We start from the raw sequence: 18,370 nt of genomic DNA on the forward strand, positions 1-18,370 counted from the left end.
AGAAATTATTCAGTAATTTTTGCGTTCTCAACTAAGAACTCAACTGTTTTTTGTGTACGAATATCGTTTTCTAGAATTTCAGTATTTCCACCTAAAGCTGAAATAATTTGGTCATTTGTCATACCAAATTGTGCTGCCATTTTTTCTAGTTCAGCATTAACATCTTCTTCTGTTACTTCGATGTTTTCTGCTTTAGCAATTGCTTCTAAAGTTAATGAAACACGTACGCGATTTTCAGCTTCTGGACGCATTTGTTCATGTAAAGCATGCTCATCTTGACCTGAGAATTGGTAGTAAAGGTCTAGAGTCATACCTTGCATTTGTAAACGTTGACCGAATTCGTCGATCATGCGGTGAATTTCATTGTGAGTCATAGATTCTGGAATATCGATTTCAGCATTTTCAGCTGCTTTTTCTACTAATTCATCACGTAAAGCACTTTCTGCTTCAGCTTTCTTTTGCTCTAAAGTTTGTTCTTTTAATTTCGCACGTAATGCTTCTAAAGATTCAACTTCAGGATCGATTTCTTTAGCGAATTCGTCGTTTAATTCTGGAAGAACTTTTGTTTTTACTTCTTTCACAGTTACTTTGAATGTAGCTTCTTTACCAGCTAATTCTTCAGCGTGATATTCTTCTGGGAATGTAACAACAACATCTTTTGATTCTCCAGCTTTTAAACCTACTAATTGTTCTTCGAATCCTGGAATGAATGAACCAGAACCGATTTCTAATGGATAGTCTTCACCTTTTCCACCTTCGAACGCTTCTTCACCAACGAAACCTTCGAAATCGATAACAGCAGTATCACCTTCTACGATTGCTTCGTCTTCTTTAATTTCTAATTCTGCTTTACGGTTTAATTGTTCTTGGATTTGAGCTTCAACTTCTTCATCCGTTACTTCTGTTGCTAATTTTTTCACTTCTAAACCTTTGTATTCACCAAGTTTTGGTTCTGGTTTAACTGTAACTTTTGCTGTAAAAGTGAAATCTTGTCCTTTAGCGAAGTTTTCAGTTCCATCGATTTCTGGATAATCTACAGGAACAATACCTGTTTCATCGATTGCATTTGAATATGCATCTGGAACTAAAATTTCTAAAGCATCTTGATAAAGAGCTTCTACACCAAAGCGTTTTTCGAAAATCGGACGTGGCATTTTTCCTTTACGGAAACCAGGTACGTTAATTTCTTTCACTACTTTCGCGAAAGCTTTATCTAAAGCTTTATTAACTTCTTCAGCTGGTACTTCGATTGTTAATGTACCAATATTACCTTCTTGTTTTTCCCATTTTGCTGACATTTATAATACCTCCAAAATTAGTTTACAATTGTTAGACAAACCACTCGTTTATACGATTTTGACAACCATTTTAGTATAACATAGATAAACGGAGTTTCAACTTTTTTCATACTTCTTGTAGTTCTGTTAGCTTTTCAAGATTTTGCAAAAATTCTACTAGTTCGTAATCCATTTCATGAACACTACCAAACATCGTTTTGACAAAATCAATATAACTAATCGCAACATCTTCCGAATCATAAGACAACCATTCAAAAGGATATGTGACAATCGAATGTTTAGCAATTAAGTATTCGACCATTTCTAAAGTGGAAGGTTCCTTTTCTAATTTCTCCACAACAAGTTTAGAAACTTGTGTAAATTGTGGCATTTTCGTAGGTAATTCCAGTTTAGCCGGATTAACATTCATCACTTTATCGAATTTTCTAATTGTCAAATTTGTATCCACCTGTTGCTCTACAAGTAATATTAAAACAATACTTTTAATAAAGGGATGTGTTTCTTCGTTTTCAATAATTGCTTTAAGGTGGTGGACAATCGGTCGTATATTTAACATCGTCAATTCATGAACAGTGTTTAGTTGCTTACTAGGTGGGAGAGACATAAATTGTTGTAAATTAAACATTTCAGGATCTACATCATTGTTATTTCTTACAGGTTCTTCTTGTTTTACGACATTCCCCGCTATGTTAGCGTTTATATCCTTAAGCCGTTCAAATTTTTCAATTTGTTCCTCGGGAATCGCACCTTCTTCTAATAAGGAAGTAATTATTCTTTCAACCTGTTTAAATTGTTTGAGTTGCATACAAATGGTTAAGTATAATTCCATTACTTCCAGGTACATCGTAGGACCAATGCTTAATAACCGTTCACAAACATCTTTTGCTTTTTCAAATGATTTCGTTTCATATAATGAATAGGCATAAACACTAAGGGTTAATTCATCACCTTCAGTATATTTTAATGCTTCTTCAAAATTTTTATTTGCTAAATCATATTGATAGTTTTCTACAAATTCGTGGGCTTGTGCTATTAATTTTTCGACTGTACCAGGAAATATAACGACATTATCAAATGTTGTATATTTTTTTTGCTTTTTCTTCAAACGTCTCACTCCCTGATGTCTGCTATGAAAATATTGCCAAACAATTGTAGTTATTGTACCTTTTATTTTTCAAGGGAACAATATCCTTCAAAAAATGTTCCGAAGTTATTCAAGTATTAACCGACTTTTTATCATTTTAATCGAAGAGAATAACGACTTAATTGTTCAATAGAGAATAAAAAAGCTACTTAAGAATATGAAATACATCCCATTCATAAGTAGCTGTATTACTTTATTGTAACTTATTTGCTAGTTTTTGAATTAACATAGGCAACCACCCTTGTAAAGGTTGACATTGGAAACCCGCTTTTTCAGCTTTTTCAGACGACATATACCAATCATTTGGAACTGCAAAGGGGGATCGGCTTTTTTCATCGCCAACAAGGGCAATTTTCGCACCTTTTTCGACCGATTGTTCAATCAAGTTGATTAGTTCTTTCATTGAATAGGTTCCAGGCGAAGTAGCATTGTATGGACCATCAATGTTTGAAAAACCCGCAAAGCGTAAAAAGGTAGCCGCATCATCAGATAAAATATAAGACATTTTAGCATCCATATTTAAAAAGCTAATTACCTTCCCTTGCGCCACCCGTTCAACATGAAAATGCAAGCGTTTTGTATAGTCATCTTCCCCTAATACTATCGGAAAACGAACAGCTACTACTGGAAATTGAGCCTTTTGGCAAAACACAGCTTCCGCTTGACGCTTCCCTTCTCCATATGAAAAGTCATTACTTTCACCAGCTACAATTGAATAATGGTATGGATCAAATTCCTCTTCCTTCAACTCTGCACCTAAGTCTATATAAGTTGACATCGTGGAAGTAAAAATATATTTTTTTGTTTTCCCTTCAAAAATGTCGCATGCTGCCATCGCTTCATTTGGAGAAAAACAAATATTATCATACACGATGTCCCATTGTGTATTTTGCATCGCCTTTTGAAGAGCCTCTTTATCCGTTCGATCGACTACAATTCGCTTTACACGGCTACCGAAGGGATGTGGAGAATTACCGCGGGTTGCAATCGAAACTTCATGCCCCTCTTCTACTAATAATTCCACAAGTTTTTTTCCAAAAAATCGGGTTCCACCTAAAACTAATATTTTGCCCATTCCTTTATCCCTCTTCCACTTTCACGTTTCTTGTAAACTTGCTGTTGTTACCATAATACGTCCAGTATCTGATTTCAACTTAATTGGTACAGAACCATCGCCAAATTGAAATTTTTCCCCCTTTTCTCCATAGACTTCAACACGGCCAAAACCCGATTTTAACGTTAAAGTTGCATCATCTAATGGCTCATCTGTTTTAAGGGTAATGCTACCATTATCTGTTTTCCAACGAATTGGTTTAGTAACAGCTGGAATATAACCATCTATCCTTCCATTATCCGTTGAAGCCTTTATCTCTCCTTTTACATTATGTAATTCAATTCGACCATTATCTGTTGATAGATCAATTTTTTCCGCACTCGAGTGATTTACAACAATACGACCATTGTTCGTTGAAGCACTAACGTCCGTGCAATTAGAATGTTCCATCAAAATTCGCCCATTGTCCGACTTTATATTTAATGAATTCGCTAACAATGATTTCAAATGAATGGTTCCAACATCCGTTTTAACTTTTATCGATTTAGCTTGTTGAACGTTCATTTCAATTTTTCCTATATCATTTTGGACAAGGAGCTGATTATACAATTTTTGTGGTAGCTGAATCGTTACATGAACAACAGTGCGAACGTTGAAGTTAATATAAATGAAGAAAAATCTAAACCCATCCTCACGGTTTACATGGATTTCCAACGTATTATTTACAATATGCGTCGTTACTTTTGTTTTTCCATCTTGATCTTTTACATGAATAGATGGTTTATCATCACTAGATGGAATAATTGTAATATTGGCTCTATCTGCTTTAATATGAACATTTTCATATTCCGTAATAGCAGTTGGTGAAAATTCCACATTTGTTTCAAATTCCTCTTCCGAATAAGCCGATAACAGTTCATCAACTAACTCATGAATCGGTCCTAAAGATTCAATAATATCTTCTTCTTTTTTCCCTTCTGCCTTTCCGTTGGCAAAGTATTCCTTAAAATCCCGTATAATATTTTTCCGTTCTTCCTCCTTTAACAAACCTAATTCAGCTTCCAATTTTTTTAAAAAAACCTCTTCTGTCATTCTCAATCCTCCTTTAATATTGTTCATTTCCCCTCTATTCATTTCTCCTATTCTTCTAGAAGTTCCTTTATTTTTTACGAATTTGAAAATCATATAAAGAGCCCGTTCATTATACTGAAAATAGTCCATGGAAATATTATGAAAATGAATAATAATTTCATTCTTGACCACTCTAGTTTTAGTTAGGAAATAATATGTATTAACAAGGAGTGTTATCCATGGGAATCATGAGTCGAAATCCAAAAGAAGAGCCGCTACATTACGGAGAAGTTTTTACAATTTGGTCGAATGTTTTAACAAATAACGGAATGATTGCTATGTATCAAACCTTATATAACCATACTGGAGATCGCGATTTAGCGAAGTTAGTAGAAGAAGCGGTTGTTGGTATGGAAGAAGAAAATAAGCAATTAACAGAAATTTTAAAAGTAAACGGTGTTGGATTACCACCCGTTCCCCCAGAACGCCCTAACGCTCGCCTTGAAGACATCCCTGTAGGAGCAAAATATAATGATCCGGAAATTAGTGCGATTATATCTGGCAACGTCGCTGCGGGGTTAGTCGCTTGCAGTACAGCTATGGGAAAAAGCACTAGGGAAGATATTGCAGCGATGTACGGTCAATTTCACATGGCTAAAGCACAATTAGCCACAAAATTATTACGTTTAAACAAAAGTAAAGGGTGGTTAGTACCTCCTCCCCTTCATATCGCTCCTCAAGATGAAAGATAGGAATAACGAAAAAACGGTAAGGATAGAAACTACTCTCTAGTCTTCTATCCTTTTTTGTATGTTTTTTTCAAGTAATAACACTTGCCATTTTTCAATGAATATGGAATAAATAACCGTAAAAAAGAAAGGAGAATATATATGTTTCTTAATAAGGTAGTTATCGTAACAGGTGCTGCACAAGGAATTGGACGAGAAGTAGCATCCCGATACGCTGAAGCTGGCGCTCATGTAATTTTAGCGGATATAAATGAACAATTAGGTGTAGAAGTTAGTACTAATCTAAAGAATAAAGGCTATTCCGTCCATTTCATTCCAACGGATGTACGGAAAGAACAAGATGTCATTCAGTTAATGACCACTTCAGTTGAAAGGTTTGGAACTATTGATATTTTAATTAATAATGCAGGTATTTTTAGACCTATTTCGCCCTACGATATTTCGATGGACGTTTGGGACGATGTGATTAACACAAATTTACGAAGCGTCTTTATCTGTTCAAGAGAAGCAGCGAAATTTATGCGTTTAAATAAAAATGGCGGTGCTATCGTTTCGATGGCATCTACAAGGGCGTTTATGTCTGAACCACATACTGAATCCTACGCTGCAACAAAGGGTGGTATCGTTGCATTAACCCATGCATTAGCTAGCTCCTTTGCACCAGATCACATCCGGGTAAATTGTATTTCTCCAGGCTGGATTGAAACCGGTGATTATGCACAGTTGAGGGAGATTGATCATCGCCAACATTTTTCAGGAAGGTTAGGAAAACCCTCAGATATTGCTCGAGCATGTTTTTATTTAACAGATGATCAAAACGATTTTGTAACAGGAATCAATTTAACTGTAGACGGTGGTATGACGAAAAAAATGATTTACGAGGAGTAAAATTTCTAAAATAAAAAGAGGATTAGGCAGCAAGCCTTCTCCTCTTTTTTAAATTAAACAAATAAATAAATCGTTAAAAACATACATAAGCTTCCGCCTATTACAAAAACATGCCATATCGCATGATTATATGGAATTCTTTTGTTTTTATAAAAATACGTACCTACTGTATAACTTAAACCGCCTGCTAGTAACGTTAAAAAACCATTCCCTGTTATATGATTTAATAATGGTTCATATACAAAAATGGCGAGCCAGCCCATCCCTAAATAAATGATAAGGGATAGTCGTTCGAAACGATGTACGAAATACATTTTAAAAATGATGCCTAAAATAGCTAAAATCCATTCAAGGAAAAACAACGTCCATCCTAATTTACCACCAATCGCTACGAGGGCAAAGGGTGTATAAGAACCCGCTATTAAAAGAAAAATGGAACTATGATCTAATTTTTTCAACAAACTTTTATGAGTTGGCCACGAATGATACAAAGTTGATGCTGCATATAAACAAAACATCGAAATACCAAAAATAATGTAACTCATTAGCTCAATAGTCGAGCTAGAATTTTGTGCTTTCATCACTAATAAAGTCGTGGCAGGGATAGCTAATATCGCACCTAATCCGTGGGTTATCGCATTCCACAACTCTTCTTTCTTACTATAACTACTTTGAACAGCAACCGCTTGTGCCACTTTTCTTCACCTCTTATATTGATTATTCCATATACACATAGTTTGTATAGAATAAGATGTAATATTCATTCCATGATATTTGTCATAATCTATGAACTTATTAATAAAAGATGTTCATGACACTTGTTAGATTTCAAACGTAAAATCTCTCTTTCATTCAGGAATTCTAAACATTTTTGACAATGAAGTTGAACATTTTGAGAAACTGTATTACAGTAAATAAGAAATGAATCATTGTTATATAACAACCTTTTCGATAAAAAAACCGAATAACGTCATAAGGCGATATGACGAATATTCGGTAGTTTATTTTCACTCTTATAATGTTGTAGTTGAGAGATCTCCAACTGTTTCTTTTTTCTTTTGTTCCATTAGTTTTTTCTTTTTGTTTACGTCTGCACGTAGCAATAAAGAAATTAATAAAGATATCGCAATTAATCCAGTAAAGAGGTAGAACACAGTAATGTAACTTCCAGATGCACTCTTTATAGAATTAACGATAATCGGACCAAAAATTCCACCTAGTGACCAAGTTGTTAATAAGTACCCGTGGATAACACCTAGTTGTTTTGTTCCAAATAAATCACTAGCATATGCCGGTAAATTAGAGAATCCACCACCGTAACAACTAACTACTAGGAAGATAAATGCTTGGAATAAAAAGACATTTGTTGTAAATGGTAATACAGCGAATGTAATGACTTGAATTGTGAAGAAGATAACGAATATATTTGGACGACCAATATAATCGGAAATTGCTGCCCAAATTAATCGACCACCACCGTTAAATAATCCCATTACACCAACCATTGCCGCAGCACCTGCGACCGATAGTCCGACAATTTCTTGCGCCATCGGAGAGGCAACAGAAATCATCATAATTCCGGCAGTAACGTTTACTAAATGCATTGCCCAAAGCATCCAAAACTGTCTTGTTTTTACAGCTTCTTTTGCTGACATTTGGGATAAATCTTGTTTTACTACTTTTGTTCCTTCTTCAGTAGCTTTCTTCATTCCTTCTGGCATATAACCTTGTGCAGGAGGGGCAATATATAAAGCTCCTAAAATCATTAATACAAAATAGCTAATCCCTAAGATGAAGTATGTATTAGAAATCCCTACACCTTCCATTAAGTTTGCTGCAACCGGTGCAGTAATTAATGCCCCAGAACCAAAGCCTAATACAGCCATCCCTGTTGCTAACCCACGACGATCAGGGAACCATTTTACTAATGTTGATACAGGTGCAATATATCCAATCCCCATACCTAAACCACTTAACAATCCGTAAGTTAACCAATAAAGAACAACTGAATCCATTACGATTGCTAAACCAGAACCTGCTTGTCCAGCACCAAATAGTAGCGCAGCAATCATAGCTGATTTTCTTGGTCCCATTTTTTCTACTAATTTACCAAATAGTGCAGCTGCAAATCCAGCTAACCCCATCATAATTGTAAAGGCAACAGTGACATTTGTTGCACTCCAACCCATTTCCGTTGTAATCGGAATTTTATAAACGCTGTAGGCGTATGCGCCACCTATCGAAAGATGTATTGCAATCGCAGAAAGCGCAATTAACCATCGATTTTTCTTCATATTTCTCTTTGAACCCCTTTCTTTCTAACTTTGAACAAGTTGTGACAACTACTTTATCAAGATAACATTTACAAAATATGAAAATCAATAGTTTTTGTAAAAAAATTATTTGAATAAAACAGTTTTTTTCTGCAAAAAGTAGAAAATAATAAAATAAGCGCAAAATCCACATAGAATAAATGATAAAAACCATCCACGCCTTCATTTTTCTATAATAATGTTTCTATCGATATGTATAAAGTTTCCTCATCACAAAACCCTATAACACAAGCACTCTTACCCTTCACAAAGATATTACACCTTTTAGAATTTATATTCAAAAATTAGAAATTAACTATCAAATAAGAGAAATTGTTTTCAATCAATCAACATAATTTTGATAACCTTTTTCCCTACAACATAACAAAAAACAAAATAAAAACACTGGTTATCGAATTAACTTTATTATATTTATATAACATTTTTCCGATTGAATTCCCATAAAAATAAATGATGGATGAAAATTAGCGAGAATATTTTTTTATTAATATTTTTGTCGTTCAATCAGAAAAACCTCCTTCTAAGCAGAAATTCCTTCTGCCTAAAAAGAGGAATCATGTAAATATTACCGAACAATTAGTACTTCACACGGAGCAAACCGAGCAATACGTTCTGCGACAGATCCGATGAGCATTTTTTCAATTTGATTCGTTCCCATCGCCCCGCAAACAATTAAATCAACATCAGGTAGCTCAATTAAAACTTCTTTTGAAGAGCCTTCTTTAACCACTACGTCTACCTTACTTACACCAGCTTGCTCCGCTTTACTTTTGAGCTCTTCCAATTTCATATTACTTTCCTTCACCAATTTTCCAGCAAAGTCTAAATCATATGCTGTTATAGAACCAAAGGATTTCGTGTCAACGACATGAACTAATAATAATGTTGCTCCATAATGATTCGCTACATTAATTGCTCGTTCAAACGCTTTTAACGACAGTTCAGAAAAGTCTATTGCAACTGCGATTTTTTGATATTGCCCACTCATACGAAGTCCTCCATACTTAAAAAAGCTTCATTAAAGACTAGTTCAAAACATAACCGAATAATGTTAGGATGTGCAAAAAACGCTATAAAATTCATCTTAAAAAACTGATATATGCTCCTCTACTTTTTGTTATAGTATTTTCCCAATCAAAAACCGTCAGTTATCCATGATGAACTGACGATTCGTTCATTTAACTCTCATTCTATTAAAGCACTTTATCTAAAAAGGCTTTAGCTCGATTAGACTTAGGAGAATTGAAAAACACTTCTGGTGCGGCATCTTCAACAAGATAACCACCCTCAAGGAATAGAACACGATCTGCCACTTCACGGGCGAATCCCATTTCGTGGGTTACAATAATCATCGTCATTCCTGATTCCGCTAGTGATTTCATCACGTTTAACACTTCTTTTACCATTTCAGGATCCAATGCAGAAGTCGGTTCATCAAAAAGCATAACCGTTGGATTCATAGCAAGGGCACGGGCAATGGCAACACGTTGTTTTTGCCCGCCAGAAAGACGATTTGGGTATTCATTTCGTTTTTCAAACAAGCCTACTTGACGAAGAAGATCCTCTGCCGTTTCAACCGCTTTATTTTTTGACATTCCCTTCACGTTCATCGGTGCGTAAATTAAGTTTTCGAGTACCGTTTTATGAGGGAATAAATTGAAATTTTGAAATACCATCCCTAAATTTTCACGGACTTTCAATATATTTTTTTCCGTAATTAATGTACCACCAACGGTAATTTCCCCACTTGTCGGCTCTTCTAAACGATTAATACATCGTAAAAACGTCGATTTTCCTGATCCAGAAGGACCGATGACCGCAATGACTTCTTTTTCTTTAATTTCAGTTGAAATTCCTTTTAATACGTCATTTTTACCAAATGACTTTTTTAAGTTTTCGATTTTAATCACTACGTCTCATCCTCTTTTCTATCATTTTTCCAAGGAATGTTAATACTAGTGTCATAATGTAATAGATGATACCAGCGATTAATAATGGTTCTAAATAACGGAATGTGTCTCCTCCAACAACGTAAGCACGACGCATAATATCTAAAGCACCAATAACCGTTACGATGGCGGACTCTTTATTTAACGTAATAAATTCATTCATCAATGAAGGTAAAATATTTTTCATTGCTTGTGGCAAAATAATATCCTTCATCATTTTACTATAAGGAACACCAAGTGCCTTTGCTGCCTCTTGTTGACCTTTATCAACCGCATTTATTCCCGCACGTATAATTTCAGAAATATATGCACCCGAGTTTAATCCAAAGGCGATGATCGCTGCGGGCATTGGTTCTATATTAAACCCAAGAATTTGTGGCATCGCATAATAAATGAGCATTAATTGTAGTACAAGGGGTGTACCACGGAAGATCGATGTATAAAATTCAGCGAACCATTTTAACGGCTTAATGCTGCCAATTTTACAAAGAGCTAGTAATATCCCAAGAATCAAACCGATAACCGTTGCAAAAATAACTATTTGTAAAGTAATACCTATTCCTTCTAATATGTAAGGAATAGAGGGTACGACTTTCGAAAAATCAAACATCGTATGTCCCCCTTTCTTCATGTTAGATTGTTATGATAGTTAGAAGCGAAAAATCTGCTCGCTTTCCAAAGGAATAATCGTTGCCACCTTACCACTAAAATGACCTTCAATGATTATTTAAAAGGCACAATATAGAGGCAATACTTTTGGTGGCTCACGATTCCCTTAGGAGACTCGCAGATTGTAATATCAGACTTTTTATTTCACTAAAGATGTGGATAAGCTAATTATTCTTCAACTACGAACCATTTTTTCTTCAGCTCATCAATTTTCCCTTCGTCGATTAATACTTGAATCACTTCATCGAATTCAGCTTTTAAATCGCTACCTTCTTGGAAAACAACGGCTTTAAAATCCGGATCTTCTACTTCAAGTGGAAATGAAGTTAAATCATCGTTTTGCGCTAAATAATTTTCAGCAACGATATTTTCAATCACCGCACCTTGGAAACGACCATTTTTCAACTCTTGAATAATTTCAGGAATTAAATTACGACTTTCAACTGTAAATCCATTTTCCTCGGCAAAAATTTTAGCCAAATCTTCTTGAATAGAAGAAACTTGCGCACCTACTACTTTTCCTTTTAAATCTTCTAAAGATGAAATGTTACTATCTTTCGGAGTAACTAAATATTGTTCTGTTTCATAGTAAGGGACAGAAAAGTCTACCACTTCATCACGATCTTCTGTCGGTGTCATTCCAGCAATGACAAAATCAAATTTATCCGCTTGAAGTCCAGGGATTAAACTATTAAAATCCGTATTCGTAAATTGTAATGTATACCCTAAACGTTCTGCGATTAAGTTTGCTAAATCAATATCAAAACCGATAATTTCATCACTTTTTGCTGTATCAACATATTCAAATGGCGCATAGTCCGCTGATGTACCTACTCGTAAAACTTTTGCTTCTTCTGTTTTTTCTTCTGTTGTTGAACTTGATGACGCCCCTTCATCAGATGTACCACAAGCTGCTAAAATACCCATTACTAATACAAGCATGAATAAAAATACTTTATTTTTCATTGTTGTTCTCTCCTTTGTTGGTTAAATTATTGTTCTTCCATATATCGTTGAATAGCTTTTTCTAACATTGATAATCCCGTATCAATTTGTTCTTTTGTGACAGTAAGGGGTGGAATCATCCGAATCACTTCCCCAACATTTCCGCAAAGATAGAACAGGACTCCTTCTTCTAATGCATAATCAAGAATTTTCATGACCGCTTGTCCATCAAGTTCTCCTGTTTGAGGATTTGAAATTTCAATCCCAATCATCAACCCAGCAGAACGAACATCACTAATGACGGAATATTTTTCTTTCAACTGAAGTAATTGTTCTTTTGCATAAGCGCCAATTACTTTCGAATTTTCTATTAATCTTTCGTCATGTAAAATTTCTAACGTAGTCAGTGCAACCGAACAAGCAATGGGGTTTCCGCCAAAGGTTGTTCCATGCATTCCTAAAGGCCACTTTTTCATCAATTCCTTCGAAGCGACAGTAGCACTTAAAGGAAGTCCTGATGCAATTCCTTTTGCAATAGCCATAATATCCGGTGTTACGTCAAAATATTGGGCTGCAAACCATTCACCTGTCCGTCCAAAGCCTGTTTGTACTTCATCGAAAATAAGTAATATCCCATATTCATCACAAATTTCTCGTACCTTTTTCACCCATGCTTTTGGAGGAATAATGTATCCCCCTTCACCTAGAATCGGCTCCATAATGACACAAGCTACTTCTTCAGGCGTAACTTGATGTTTAAATAGTCGATTAAAGTCTTTTTCCAGCTGATTCACACAATATGTTTCAGGATCTTCCCCTTCCGGACAACCTTTCACATCCGCATATGGGATTTGATAAGAAAGATGGGATGGTTGTAAAAACTTACGATATTTCGATTTCGATGTTGTTACACTTAATGCACCCATCGATCGGCCATGGAAACAACCGGTAAAGGATACAACATAAGGGCGTTCCGTTACAAATTTCGCAAGCTTTAATGCTCCTTCTATCGCTTCCGTTCCGCTATTAGCAAAGAAGAAGCAATCTAAATCCCCTGGCAACACTTTACCAAGTTCTTCTGAAAGTCTTAAGATTGATTCATACATGATGACACCCGATGGTCCATGTACTAAATTATCCGCTGCATCTTTAATGCTCTGAACAATTTTCGGATGGCGATGTCCCGTATTTGTTACAGCAATCCCTGATGTAAAGTCTAAATATTTCTTCCCATCCACTCCGTAGTAATAACAACCTTCTTCTTTTACTATTGGAATATTTGGATGGTCTTTTGCCATACTCGGAGCTAGAAAATCCCCCATTGAGTCATATAAATTCAACCAATTACTCATGTTGTATTCCTCTTTCCTTGCTATTGAACTAGTCATTTTTTGAATGAGATTACTATATTTAATATTTATATACTTTACACCCATATGTATAAATATGCAATAACTAATTTTATGAAAATTATATTTTAAAAGGCGTTAAATTATTCCAAAAATCTAATAATAACCATAACTATTGCATTGAGTAGGTTCGAATGGAAATAGCATTCAAATTAAAAGATCTAATTCATTTTGTCATTCAATTATTAATATTCTGGATTATAAAATATCCGTTTATTTATACAATGTAGCCATCTGTTAATCTTTCGTCTTATCAAATTTTTCTAAAATAAAAAAGCATAACCGTCTCTTTAAAGACCATTATGCTTCCCAAAATTCCCATTTCGTTTTCATGCAAAAAAACTTCCTACTGCTATAATCGTTGTTGCTAAATCTTTTCGAAAGTGAGGGTGATTTTCATTTAAACTGTTAATCGAAACTTCATTTCCTCCAAGGGAAGAATGAACATATAAATCATCGCCCATATACATCCCAATATGCCCTGGGAAATACAATAAATCCCCTTTTTGAATGTTTTCCATGTTGATTTCTTTAATTGGAAAACCGTCTACTATTTTTGCATCTCGATAAATTTGAACGCCATTTAACATATATGCCATGGAACAAAGGCCTGAACAATCAATTCCTAGTGGCGATTTCCCTCCCCATCGATAAGGTGTTGTTAAATAGCTTAAAGCCGATTGTACAACTTGATCTCGGAACTGTTGCTCTGATAGAAGATTTTGTATTACTTTCGGTTGCAGCCAATGTTTCCGCGTGTAACCAACTTCCCCGGTCGCTAATTCTACTTTTTCCCACTCAGTATCGTCATCACTTGTTACTACTCGTATAACCGAACCCCTAACAACAGTTATCAATTTCCCACTTTGAATTCGAGGTTCCTTTAAAATGTCAGCAAAATTTTGACGAATGATATGCTTTGCTTCCAATAACCATTCATTTGTTTCATCTACAAGTAATAAATCTTCCTTTTTACAAAAGCCTTCATAACGATATTCTGTCTGTATAAATACCCATCCTTGTTCCTTTTCTTCAAGAATAGCTACGGTCATTCCGTATAATACTTCATCAATCAACGCAGAGGACTCATTTGGTTCAGCGTGTAAACTAGCAATCATTTTCTTTACGATTCCTTTCATAAAACCCCCTCCTTATTTCCAATTAAATGCTGATAAACCGTTTTGGAAATCCGACCAATAAGTTGCTTTGCCCTTTCATTACTCGAATGATTGGTCACAAACACTCCGATTAGATAATTTTTTGATGGATGGAAGACGATGCCAACATCATGTTCTACTGTATCCAAACTACCCGTTTTATGGGCCATCTTCACGTCATTTAGGAAATATCGTTTAAGAGAATCTTGAATTCGTTGTCGACTTAAAATGTTGATAGCCAAATCGCTATAAGTTTCGGATAAAAGTGTTTTTCGATAAATATGAGTAAAAAGGGTTGCCATGTCCTTTGCCGTCGTTACATTATCAATTCCTTTTTCCATTCGGATAAAGTCCATCATTTTTCGGTTCACCGACGTTTCTGTTAAACCGATTTTCTTAAAATAACGATTCAAATTATCCATTCCAACGAAATCGATGAGGACGTTTGTTGCCGTATTATCACTCGTTATAATCATCCAAACGAGTAGTTCATATAAGGTGCTTTTTGTTTGACCTTGTTCTGTAATCACACTAAAATCCACACAATTTCCCTTCGTGATCGTTAGTTCTTGATATAACAATCCATCCCTTTGTTCAATGTAATCAAGAACAGCTATTAAAATAGGGACTTTAATCAGACTAGCACTTGAAAAAACATCATAAATTCCTTTTTCAAATAAAATGTTATCCGTATCCATATCTTTCACAACGACTTTTACATCGAAGGATTCTTCATCGATTAATCGGGAAATCCTATCTTGTAAATATTCCATTAGCCAATGACTTCCATTACTTTTTTCTCGCTAATTAATCGAACTGTTCTACCTAATGGTAAAGACATCGTTGGTAAACAGTGACCACACGCGACATCCATTAAAATTGGTTTATTACTAGGTACGAGTATTTCTTCAAAAATCGTTTGTAAACGAAGACTTTGTTCTGGATGATTCGGATTTTGTGGCCCACAATTTGTCCATGCCCCTAAAATTATTCCTGCCGCGTCATCTAATTTTCCTGCCAACTTTAGCTGGGTTAACATTCGATCGATACTTCTTTCGTACTCATCAATATCTTCTAAAAATAAAAGTTTTCCCCTTGTATCAATTTCATAAGGAGTACCTAGGGTCGCTGTTACTAAAGTTAAATTCCCACCAATTAACGGACCGGTGACTTCACCTGGTACAAGGGTTGTCATTCTTTGATTGGATGGATTCTCTAAAAAAAACGATGCACGTTCAGTTTCGGTTATGTTTTCTAAAAAAGAATTCCATGTATAGTCATCCATCTCCGGCTTTACAAATTCCGTCGAAGGCATTGGAGTATGATAGGTGACGAGTTCACATCGTTGATTGAAAGCGATATGTAAGGCAGTCACATCACTATAGCCTACAAATACTTTCGGATTCTCTTTAATCATTTCATAGTCTAATAGAGGTAAAATTTTTGTCGCGCCATAACCTCCTCGTATACAAAATATGCCATCAATATCTGGATTTTTAAACATCTCGTTTACATCCTTTGCTCGCAGTTCATCTACGCCAGCTAAATAGCCGTGTCTTTCCCGGCAAGAATCTCCAACAACAACTTTAAACCCTAGTTTTTCAACAGCTTCAACCGCCTTCGGTAAAACTTCCGGAGGCGTCGCACTGGAAGCACCAACAAGTCCAATTGTATCCCCTTTTTTTAATCCTTTCGGAATTTTCATCCATTACACCTCGATTTCCAAAGTTGTTCGATAACGCTCCATTTCCTCATCATTTGCTAATACAAAATGCCCTTCTTCGATTTCCATAAAGGAAGGTGGATTTGACTCATAGTTATGCTGGGATGGGTCATACACCTCCATCACCTTTTCCCTCTCTTTATACGGATTCGGCTCCGGAACAGCTGATATCAACGCGCGGGTATAAGGATGAATAGGGTTAGCAAAAAGCTTTTCCGTTTCAGCCAACTCGACAATTTTCCCTTTATAAATGACCGCTGTTCGATCGGTGATAAATCGTACAATCGATAAGTCATGGGCAATAAACAAATATGTTAACCCTTTTTGTTTTTGTAAATTCGATAATAAATTTAATACTTGCGCACGAATCGACACGTCCAAAGCAGATATTGGCTCATCAGCAATGATGAACTCCGGTTCCATGATAAGTGCGCGGGCAATTCCAATTCGTTGACGTTGACCTCCCGAGAATTCATGGGGAAAACGGCTAGCAAACTCAGGCAGCAACCCTACTTCCAGTAATGCATCATGGACCTTTTTTTGTCTTTCTGCCTCATCCTTATAATGTTTTGTATTCATTAATCCTTCAGAGATGATGTAATCTACTTTTGCCCGCTCATTCAGCGATGCCATTGGATCTTGGAAAATCATTTGGATTTTTTGTGTAATTTCCCGATCCCATTCTTTCGATATTTTTCCGTTAATCGGCTTTCCATGGAATAAAATTTCGCCGCCAGTTACTTCATTTATTCGCATTATCGAGCGACCAATTGTTGTTTTCCCTGAACCCGATTCCCCTACAAGCCCAAAGGTTTCACCTTTATATATTTGAAAACTAACTTGATCAATCGCTTGGAATTTATTTTTTCCCTTCCCAAAGGCGACTTCTAAATTTTTCACATCCAGTAATACTTCTTTAGTGTTCATGGGCAAATCGTCTCCCCTCCTCAAAAAATGCTTGCAAGTTTTGCGGAAGTTCCACCTTCGGTGCATTCGGGTGAAGTAACCATGTCTTCGCATAGTGGGTTTCGCTAACTTTAAAGAAAGGCGGACGTTCTTCAAAATCAATTTTTAAAGCATAAGGATTACGTGGTGCAAAGGCATCACCTTTTATTTCTTTAAATAAGTTTGGTGGTGTACCTTTAATCGAATAAAGTTCCTCTCCCTTTGCGCCTAACTGCGGTAGGGAGGATAGAAGTGCCCATGTATAAGGATGTTTGCCATTGAAAAATACTTCGTGGGTTTGACCTACTTCGATAATATCTCCTGCATACATTACCGCAATCCGATCAGCTACCTTTGCCACGACCCCTAAATCATGGGTAATATAAATCGTTGTAAGTCCATATTTTTGTTGCAAGTTTTTCAACAGTTGTAAAATTTGCGCTTGAATTGTTACATCAAGGGCTGTAGTCGGCTCATCACAAATTAATATTTTCGGATTACAAGCAATGGCGATCGCAATGACAATACGTTGACGCATTCCTCCCGAAAATTCATGGGGATATTGCTTATACCTTTTTTCCACATCATGAATTCCTACGTCTTTAAGTAATTGCAATGTTCGTTGATAAGCCTCTTTTCCTTGTAATTTTTGATGGAGGATTACACACTCTTCTATTTGCTTTCCTATCGTTTTTAATGGATTTAAAGAAGTCATTGGGTCTTGTGTTACCATGGCAATTTCTTTCCCCCGAATTTTTAACCAATCCTTCTCAGTTGAAAACTTCGTTAAATCATCTTCTTTGTATAAAATACTTCCTTGGGCAACTGAACCATTTTTCTCTAGTAAACCGATGATTGATTTGACGAGAACGGATTTCCCTGAGCCCGATTCACCTACAATTGCAAGGCTTTCTCCTTTATATAAATCTAGAGAAATATTACGAATGGCTGTTAATACTTGACCACGCAGTTTAAATTGAATAACTAAATTTTGAATGGATAAAATCCGTGACTTCGTTTGAATTTCTTCCATCGG

The 18,370-nt window shown here is 35.7% G+C and carries 18 protein-coding genes; 2 read left to right on the top strand and 16 right to left on the bottom strand.

The genetic code is table 11. From position 1 onward, the window contains the following. Positions 1 to 5: 5 nt before the first annotated feature. The 4 genes from tig to MHH69_RS11695 form a co-directional block, all read right to left on the bottom strand. Entirely contained in the window at positions 6 to 1,298 is a 1,293-nt protein-coding gene (tig, locus tag MHH69_RS11680; protein ID WP_122971597.1) for a trigger factor, read from the bottom strand. Positions 1,299 to 1,404: 106 nt separating this feature from the next. Continuing rightward, positions 1,405 to 2,412 carry a hypothetical protein gene (locus MHH69_RS11685; protein WP_241559293.1) on the bottom strand — a complete coding sequence of 336 codons (1,008 nt, stop codon included), beginning with the start codon at positions 2,410 to 2,412 and terminating at the stop codon, positions 1,405 to 1,407. A gap of 223 nt (positions 2,413 to 2,635) precedes the next feature. Beyond that, positions 2,636 to 3,517 carry an NAD-dependent epimerase/dehydratase family protein gene (locus MHH69_RS11690; protein ID WP_341362386.1) on the bottom strand — a complete coding sequence of 294 codons (882 nt, stop codon included), beginning with the start codon at positions 3,515 to 3,517 and terminating at the stop codon, positions 2,636 to 2,638. 21 nt (positions 3,518 to 3,538) lie between these two features. Beyond that, entirely contained in the window at positions 3,539 to 4,588 is a 1,050-nt protein-coding gene (locus MHH69_RS11695; RefSeq protein WP_341362387.1) for a DUF4097 family beta strand repeat-containing protein, read from the bottom strand. Positions 4,589 to 4,806: 218 nt separating this feature from the next. Between MHH69_RS11695 and MHH69_RS11700 the strand changes: the two genes are divergently transcribed. Both MHH69_RS11700 and MHH69_RS11705 read left to right on the top strand, forming a co-directional pair. Then, positions 4,807 to 5,319, top strand: a complete 513-nt coding sequence (locus MHH69_RS11700) for a DUF3231 family protein (protein ID WP_122971593.1) — start codon at positions 4,807 to 4,809, stop codon at positions 5,317 to 5,319. 138 nt (positions 5,320 to 5,457) lie between these two features. After that, positions 5,458 to 6,204, top strand: a complete 747-nt coding sequence (locus tag MHH69_RS11705; protein ID WP_341362388.1) for a glucose 1-dehydrogenase — start codon at positions 5,458 to 5,460, stop codon at positions 6,202 to 6,204. 53 nt (positions 6,205 to 6,257) lie between these two features. On the opposite strand, the gene trhA is transcribed toward MHH69_RS11705, so the two are convergent. The 12 genes from trhA to MHH69_RS11765 form a co-directional block, all read right to left on the bottom strand. After that, a complete protein-coding gene (gene trhA / locus MHH69_RS11710; protein WP_122971591.1) occupies positions 6,258 to 6,899 on the bottom strand; it encodes a PAQR family membrane homeostasis protein TrhA in 642 nt (213 codons plus the stop codon). A gap of 318 nt (positions 6,900 to 7,217) precedes the next feature. Then, a complete protein-coding gene (locus tag MHH69_RS11715) occupies positions 7,218 to 8,498 on the bottom strand; it encodes an L-lactate MFS transporter (RefSeq protein ID WP_122971590.1) in 1,281 nt (426 codons plus the stop codon). A 604-nt stretch (positions 8,499 to 9,102) separates the two neighbouring features. Then, entirely contained in the window at positions 9,103 to 9,525 is a 423-nt protein-coding gene (locus tag MHH69_RS11720; RefSeq protein WP_341362389.1) for a universal stress protein, read from the bottom strand. 205 nt (positions 9,526 to 9,730) lie between these two features. Next, positions 9,731 to 10,447 (bottom strand): amino acid ABC transporter ATP-binding protein, encoded by a 717-nt coding sequence (locus tag MHH69_RS11725; RefSeq protein WP_122971588.1) that lies wholly within the window; start codon positions 10,445 to 10,447, stop codon positions 9,731 to 9,733. After that, positions 10,440 to 11,096 carry an amino acid ABC transporter permease gene (locus tag MHH69_RS11730; RefSeq protein WP_241559292.1) on the bottom strand — a complete coding sequence of 219 codons (657 nt, stop codon included), beginning with the start codon at positions 11,094 to 11,096 and terminating at the stop codon, positions 10,440 to 10,442. The genes MHH69_RS11725 and MHH69_RS11730 overlap by 8 nt, the downstream gene beginning before the upstream one ends. Before the next feature lie 227 nt (positions 11,097 to 11,323). Beyond that, positions 11,324 to 12,121 carry a transporter substrate-binding domain-containing protein gene (locus MHH69_RS11735; RefSeq protein WP_122971586.1) on the bottom strand — a complete coding sequence of 266 codons (798 nt, stop codon included), beginning with the start codon at positions 12,119 to 12,121 and terminating at the stop codon, positions 11,324 to 11,326. Positions 12,122 to 12,147: 26 nt separating this feature from the next. Next, a complete protein-coding gene (locus MHH69_RS11740) occupies positions 12,148 to 13,452 on the bottom strand; it encodes an aspartate aminotransferase family protein (protein ID WP_122971585.1) in 1,305 nt (434 codons plus the stop codon). Positions 13,453 to 13,838: 386 nt separating this feature from the next. After that, positions 13,839 to 14,648 (bottom strand): C40 family peptidase, encoded by an 810-nt coding sequence (locus MHH69_RS11745; protein WP_341362390.1) that lies wholly within the window; start codon positions 14,646 to 14,648, stop codon positions 13,839 to 13,841. Then, positions 14,645 to 15,439: a serine hydrolase gene (locus tag MHH69_RS11750; RefSeq protein ID WP_341362391.1), complete on the bottom strand. Its 795-nt coding sequence runs from the start codon at positions 15,437 to 15,439 to the stop codon at positions 14,645 to 14,647. Before MHH69_RS11750 ends, MHH69_RS11745 begins: the two co-directional genes overlap by 4 nt. After that, complete coding sequence (locus MHH69_RS11755; RefSeq protein ID WP_341362392.1) at positions 15,439 to 16,371, bottom strand: S66 peptidase family protein; 933 nt, start codon at positions 16,369 to 16,371, stop codon at positions 15,439 to 15,441. The genes MHH69_RS11750 and MHH69_RS11755 overlap by 1 nt, the downstream gene beginning before the upstream one ends. A 3-nt stretch (positions 16,372 to 16,374) precedes the next feature. Beyond that, positions 16,375 to 17,316 (bottom strand): ATP-binding cassette domain-containing protein, encoded by a 942-nt coding sequence (locus tag MHH69_RS11760; protein ID WP_122971581.1) that lies wholly within the window; start codon positions 17,314 to 17,316, stop codon positions 16,375 to 16,377. Next, the gene (locus MHH69_RS11765) at positions 17,306 to 18,367 is read right to left on the bottom strand and encodes an ABC transporter ATP-binding protein (RefSeq protein WP_122971580.1); all 1,062 of its coding nucleotides are present in this window, start codon (positions 18,365 to 18,367) and stop codon (positions 17,306 to 17,308) included. Before MHH69_RS11765 ends, MHH69_RS11760 begins: the two co-directional genes overlap by 11 nt. Positions 18,368 to 18,370 lie beyond the last annotated feature (3 nt).

This window comes from Ureibacillus sp. FSL E2-3493 (assembly GCF_038077515.1).
Taxonomy (GTDB): domain Bacteria; phylum Bacillota; class Bacilli; order Bacillales_A; family Planococcaceae; genus Ureibacillus; species Ureibacillus halotolerans.

What these genes read in the sequence shown, in the direction of transcription:
- MHH69_RS11695 (WP_341362387.1), bottom strand. Translation starts at nt 4,588, where the DNA reads ATGACAGAAGAGGTTTTTTTAAAAAAATTGGAAGCTGAATTAGGTTTG.
- MHH69_RS11755 (WP_341362392.1), bottom strand. Translation starts at nt 16,371, where the DNA reads ATGAAAATTCCGAAAGGATTAAAAAAAGGGGATACAATTGGACTTGTT.
- MHH69_RS11765 (WP_122971580.1), bottom strand. Translation starts at nt 18,367, where the DNA reads ATGGAAGAAATTCAAACGAAGTCACGGATTTTATCCATTCAAAATTTA.
- MHH69_RS11740 (WP_122971585.1), bottom strand. Translation starts at nt 13,452, where the DNA reads ATGAGTAATTGGTTGAATTTATATGACTCAATGGGGGATTTTCTAGCT.
- MHH69_RS11745 (WP_341362390.1), bottom strand. Translation starts at nt 14,648, where the DNA reads ATGAAAGGAATCGTAAAGAAAATGATTGCTAGTTTACACGCTGAACCA.
- tig (WP_122971597.1), bottom strand. Translation starts at nt 1,298, where the DNA reads ATGTCAGCAAAATGGGAAAAACAAGAAGGTAATATTGGTACATTAACA.
- MHH69_RS11750 (WP_341362391.1), bottom strand. Translation starts at nt 15,439, where the DNA reads ATGGAATATTTACAAGATAGGATTTCCCGATTAATCGATGAAGAATCC.
- MHH69_RS11720 (WP_341362389.1), bottom strand. Translation starts at nt 9,525, where the DNA reads ATGAGTGGGCAATATCAAAAAATCGCAGTTGCAATAGACTTTTCTGAA.
- MHH69_RS11730 (WP_241559292.1), bottom strand. Translation starts at nt 11,096, where the DNA reads ATGTTTGATTTTTCGAAAGTCGTACCCTCTATTCCTTACATATTAGAA.
- MHH69_RS11705 (WP_341362388.1), top strand. Translation starts at nt 5,458, where the DNA reads ATGTTTCTTAATAAGGTAGTTATCGTAACAGGTGCTGCACAAGGAATT.
- MHH69_RS11690 (WP_341362386.1), bottom strand. Translation starts at nt 3,517, where the DNA reads ATGGGCAAAATATTAGTTTTAGGTGGAACCCGATTTTTTGGAAAAAAA.
- MHH69_RS11760 (WP_122971581.1), bottom strand. Translation starts at nt 17,316, where the DNA reads ATGAACACTAAAGAAGTATTACTGGATGTGAAAAATTTAGAAGTCGCC.
- MHH69_RS11715 (WP_122971590.1), bottom strand. Translation starts at nt 8,498, where the DNA reads ATGAAGAAAAATCGATGGTTAATTGCGCTTTCTGCGATTGCAATACAT.
- MHH69_RS11700 (WP_122971593.1), top strand. Translation starts at nt 4,807, where the DNA reads ATGGGAATCATGAGTCGAAATCCAAAAGAAGAGCCGCTACATTACGGA.
- MHH69_RS11735 (WP_122971586.1), bottom strand. Translation starts at nt 12,121, where the DNA reads ATGAAAAATAAAGTATTTTTATTCATGCTTGTATTAGTAATGGGTATT.